The organism is Hymenobacter agri, assembly GCF_054778495.1.
On record NZ_BAAGZM010000462.1, the window covers coordinates 1 to 3,526 of the forward strand.

Annotated in this window: 5 protein-coding genes; 1 reads left to right on the top strand and 4 read right to left on the bottom strand. The window is 61.9% G+C overall.

Annotated features, from left to right (window positions below; translation table 11 throughout):
* Positions 1–197, bottom strand: a 197-nt coding sequence (locus tag ACYVDE_RS17665) for a hypothetical protein (protein ID WP_460502869.1), incomplete at its 3' end; no start/stop codon positions are given.
* Positions 198–510: 313 nt separating this feature from the next.
* Here ACYVDE_RS17665 and ACYVDE_RS17670 point away from each other — a divergent pair.
* Positions 511–1,422 carry an ion channel gene (locus tag ACYVDE_RS17670; RefSeq protein ID WP_460502871.1) on the top strand — a complete coding sequence of 304 codons (912 nt, stop codon included), beginning with the start codon at positions 511–513 and terminating at the stop codon, positions 1,420–1,422.
* Between the two features lie 67 nt (positions 1,423–1,489).
* On the opposite strand, the gene ACYVDE_RS17675 is transcribed toward ACYVDE_RS17670, so the two are convergent.
* The 3 genes from ACYVDE_RS17675 to ruvX form a co-directional block, all read right to left on the bottom strand.
* On the bottom strand, positions 1,490–2,437 hold the full coding sequence (locus tag ACYVDE_RS17675) for a zinc dependent phospholipase C family protein (RefSeq protein WP_460502873.1): 948 nt from the start codon (positions 2,435–2,437) through the stop codon (positions 1,490–1,492).
* 149 nt (positions 2,438–2,586) lie between these two features.
* Positions 2,587–3,195, bottom strand: a complete 609-nt coding sequence (gene def / locus ACYVDE_RS17680; RefSeq protein ID WP_460502874.1) for a peptide deformylase — start codon at positions 3,193–3,195, stop codon at positions 2,587–2,589.
* Positions 3,196–3,332: 137 nt separating this feature from the next.
* Positions 3,333–3,526 (bottom strand): Holliday junction resolvase RuvX (gene ruvX / locus ACYVDE_RS17685; RefSeq protein WP_460502875.1); only part of this gene is annotated, 194 nt, incomplete at its 5' end.

Genomic DNA, 3,526 nt, shown 5'->3' on the forward strand with positions numbered 1-3,526 from the left:
GGGCGGGGACCGTCGGGGCCTTCCGGTCCTTCGCCTTCGGCGGGCGGCGGGGGCGGGGTTGCCAGGCTGCCAGCGGTGGCTTTAGCTGATTTGGAGGTTTTGGTTTTTACCTTAGTTACAGTCTGGGCATCGGCCTGAATGTGACCGGCGAGCAGGGCGGCGGCCAGCAGGGCGACCGAATAAAAGGGCTTGTTCATGGGATTGACGAATAAGATAGGTGGGATGAAAAGTTGCGTTGTCAGCGTCGGCGAACTCCGGTTGCTCTTCCGACGATACAAAATTTCTATCGCGCCCTGAGGACGGCCTGAAGCTGACATTAATTTTTCTTAAGCCGGTGTGTCGCTTCGTGGTCGCCCTGGCGTCTCAAAAATGGGTGCCGGGCCAACCGTGCAGGGCACGGCAGCGACTGGCATACGCGGCCTAAAGTGGCTGCCAGGCGAAAACGCCGTTTCGACTGCGCCCGGTCTGGCGTTTTTTTGTTGTGCTAATTCACCACTCTGCCCCGACCTCATGCCCACGCTCGACCCCGGCATCGGCGAAAAATTTTCGCGCCGCACCCGGCGCGCCATCAACCACGACGGCTCGTTCAACGTGCGCCGCCGCGGCGGCCCGCACCGCCACGACCCCTACCAGTGGCTTATTCAGATGGACTGGTGGCCGTTTATCGGCCTCGTGGTGGCCTTTTTCTCGGTGCTGAACGTGGCCTTCGCCCTAGCCTTTATGGCGCTGGGACTGGAAGACCTGCCCGGCGTGGCCGCCCCGCACGACGGCGTACAGGATTTCCTGAGCGCGCTGTTTTTCTCCATTCAAACGTTCACCTCCGTGGGCTACGGGCACGTGTACCCGGGCACCAACGCCACCGGCTTCCTCAGCAGCGTGGAGGCACTGGTGGGCGTGCTCACGTTCGCGCTGGCCACGGGCTTGCTCTACGGACGGTTTTCGCGGCCCACGGCGCGCATTCATTTCAGCAACTCCGCCATCATCAGCCGCCGGGCCAACGGCACGCCCTGCCTGCAGTTTCGCATCGCCAACCAGCGCAACAACATCCTCATCAACCTGGAGGCCCGCGTGCTGCTCAAAACCGTCGACGAGGCTACCAACGACCAGCGCTACGCCTTGCTGCCGCTTGAGCGCGACGCCATCAGCTTCTTTCCCCTGAGCTGGACCATTGTGCACGATATCACGCCGGAAAGCCCGCTCCACGGCCTCACCGCCGCCGACTACGCGCGCCTCGACGTTGAAATCATCATCCAGCTAAAAGCCTACGACGACACCTTCGCCCAAGACGTGCACGCCCGCAACTCCTACACCCACGACGAAATTGAGTGGCACCGCCGCTTCATCCGCGCCTACGAGGTGGGCGACGACGGCATCGCCGTGGTCGATTTGGACATGGTGCACCAGACGGAAGCATTAAGGTGAAGTGGTGAGTTTGATGTTCTGGTTGCGCATGCGGCACAAATAGAACATCAAACTCACCATCTTACCACTACTCATCGTGCCCTGGGGCGCTGCCGGCCACCGGCGCGGCGGCGGTTTCCTTTGCCTCACGCTCCAGGCGCTGCTGTTCGGCTTCGGAGGGCTGGTACTGCAGCTGGCGCAGGTCGGGCGAGCCGCCATCGACCCAGCAGGTGTACCAAAAGTCGCCAATCAGGCCCGAGGCGTAGCGCAACTGGCGCTCCACCTGCCCATTCAGCCGGGCGTGGTAGGCCTTGCTGAAATCGCGCGAATACGTGCGAATGGCCTTGTTGCCGCGCTCCTCGTAGCCAAATTTCTGGTCGTCGCCGAACTCGGCCGTGAGCTGCTTCTCGAAGCGCAGCACCGAATCGACGGCCGCGTGCGAGCGAATCACGGCGCCCCAGATGGCATCGGTGGGGTTGGCCAGGTACTCGGCCCGGCCGCTGAACAGGTCGTAATCGGCGCTCAGCAGCTCGGGCAGGCGCGACTCCCACAGCCCATGAATGCCGCGCTGGCCGGTGAGCTGCCCGTTGTAGTTGCGGGTGGTGTGCAGTGGCACACAGGCATCGGCAATGTAGTGGCCCATGTCGGCCGAGAGGCGTAGAATCCGGTCGGTATCCTTGGCCTTGAAGGCGGCAGTGAGCTGGTTTTTCATGCTCACCACGTTCCAGGGCACAATGCCGTGGCGCAGCAGCGAGTCTTCGCCGTAGCGGGCCACGGCATCGGCGTACTTGCGCGGCAGCTTGAACTCGGCGCTGTCGCCGTAGCGGTCCACGTCGAGAAAGTGCTTGGGGGCCTCGCCGGGCACCAGCAGGCGGCGCGAGTCGGGCCGGGTGGCATTCACCGTGAGGTAGTCGATGTTGGCCTTGTAAAAGCCAATCATGCCCGGCGGCAGCGTGTACACGGCCAGCCGGTTCAGCAGGCGGTGGCCGAAAAAGCCCCAGGCCTGCGCCCGATAGGCAACGAAGAGCAGGGGCAAGCAGAGTAGAAAAAGGTAGCCGTATTTTTTCACGGCAAACAAGGTACGATTCCGGGACTGAATTTCAGATATCCAAAGCAGCACGTCATGCTGAGCGGAGGCGCAGCCTCCGCTCAGCATGACGTGCTGCTTTCGTAAAATTCTGACGGTTAGCGCCGCCGGCCCTCCCCCGCGAACTTCATGCGGTAGTCGTGGCGGGCGTCGCCCTTGCTGATGCGGGCCAGCTTGCCCTTCAGCAACTGCTTCTTGAAGCCCGAGAGCTTATCGGTGAACAGGATGCCTTCGAGGTGGTCGTACTCGTGCTGAATGACGCGGGCGGCCATGCCCGAGAAAGCCTCCTCGTGCACCTGGCGGTTTTCGTCTTCGTAGCGCAGCACGATGTCGGCGCAGCGCGTCACCGATTCGCGGATGCCGGGGATGCTCAGGCAGCCTTCCTCAAAGCTCCACTGCTCGCCGGTTTCGCTCACCATCTGCGGGTTAATGAAGGCGCGCTTGATGCCGGCTTCGGGCACTTCGCCTTCTTCCAGTTCGGCCAGGTCTTCCTCGTCAAGGTCCACCATCGGGCCCGAATCCATCACAAATAGCCGCACCGCCTTGCCAATCTGGGGCGCGGCCAGGCCCACGCCGCTGGCCGAGTACATGGTTTCGAACATGTCGGCAATCAGCTTCTGCAGTTCGGCCGCGGGCATATCGGCCGGAATGTTCTTGGCTTTGGTTTTGAGCACCGGGTCGCCAATGGCAACAATGGGGTAAATCATGGCAATAGGTAATTAATAGAGAACGTCATGCTGAGCGTAGCCGAAGCATCTCTACTGCACAACTAATTCTCTCAATTGGTTTACTTCGGCGGTATAGATGCTTCGGCTACGCTCAGCATGACCGCCTGATGGTTGATTCAAACTTCCCGCATCAGCGGCGATTCGAGAAAAGATTGCAGAATAAGCGTGGCGCTCACGCGGTCGACGGTAGCCTTGTCGCGGCGGGCCTTCTGGCCCAGGCCGCCGGCCAGCATGGCGGCGTGCTCCATGCGCGAGGTAAACCGCTCGTCGAGCTCATAAATGGGCAACTCGGGCAGCTCGCGGCGCAGCG

Coding starts and splice junctions, on each gene's coding strand:
- ACYVDE_RS17670 (WP_460502871.1), top strand. CDS start 511: ATGCCCACGCTCGACCCCGGCATCGGCGAAAAATTTTCGCGCCGCACC.
- def (WP_460502874.1), bottom strand. CDS start 3,195: ATGATTTACCCCATTGTTGCCATTGGCGACCCGGTGCTCAAAACCAAA.